Genomic DNA, 1,112 nt, shown 5'->3' with positions numbered 1-1,112 from the left:
CGCTATTTTCGCGACGCGGTCAGCCAGCGGAGGCTCCCGGGCGGCTAGCTCTCGCCACCGTACTGCAGTTCACGGAGGGGTTTTCCGATCGTCAGGCTGCGGACGCGGTTCGTGCTCGCATCGACTGGAAGTACGCCCTCGGTCTGGAACTGACCGACGCAGGCTTCAACCATACAGTGTTGAGTGAATTTCGCACTCGCCTGGTTGAGGGCAAGCTGGAATTGGTTCTCCTCGATGTCTTATTGGAACGTGTGCAGGCTCTGGGCCTGCTGAAGCGGCGTGGTAAGCAGCGCACCGACTCGACTCATGTTCTGGCGGCAGTCCGCACCATGAACAGGCTGGAGCGGGTTGGCGAAACCTTGCGCGCGGCGATGAATAGCTTGGCGGTGGCGGCTCCTGAATGGCTGAGGGCAGTTGCCGATCCCGAGTGGTTCAAGCTTTATGGGCGCCGCATCGAGAACTTCAATCTCCCTAAGACCGAAGCCGAACGCACGCAACTGGCAGCCGTTATAGGCTCGGACGGCAGGAGACTCCTGCAGGCGATCGCTGCCTCTGATGCGAGGGAGTCGCTTGGCAAGCTCGATGCGGTCATTCTGCTCGAACGAGTGTGGGAGGAGCAATTCGTCGAAGAGAATGGACAGCTACGATTTCGCGAGGCGAAGCAGATGCCCTCTCCAGCGACTTTGATTACCTCTCCTTACGACCATGAAGCGCGGTACAGCACCAAGCGCGGGGAATCGTGGGTTGGCTACAAAGTGCATCTTACGGAGAGCTGCGACGACGATGCTCCGCGTTTGATTACCAACATTGAAACCACTCCGGCGACGACGCCGGACGACAATATGATCGAAGTAGTGCATCGGTCTCTCGATAGCCGCAACCTGCTCCCTTCCGAGCACCTGGTCGACAAGGGCTACACCGATGCCACGGTACTGGTAGCCAGTCAACGCGATTATGGCGTTGAGATCATTGGTCCGGTTGCGCAAGATCCCAGCTGGCAATCACGGGATAAGGCCGGCTTCGACAAAAGCGCGTTTGCGATCGACTGGGAGGCAAAGGTGGTCACATGTCCAGCCGGCAAGCAAAGTATCTCCTGGCTACCAAAAACTAAT

At 58.4% G+C, this 1,112-nt stretch carries 1 protein-coding gene; it reads left to right on the top strand.

From position 1 onward, the window contains the following. Positions 1 to 1,112, top strand: a 1,112-nt coding sequence (locus tag Q363_RS31745; protein ID WP_035358810.1) for a transposase, incomplete at both ends; no start/stop codon positions are given.

The organism is Edaphobacter aggregans DSM 19364, assembly GCF_000745965.1.
Taxonomy (GTDB): Bacteria; Acidobacteriota; Terriglobia; order Terriglobales; family Acidobacteriaceae; genus Edaphobacter; species Edaphobacter aggregans.
This window is presented reverse-complemented; position numbering and strand designations above follow the sequence as displayed.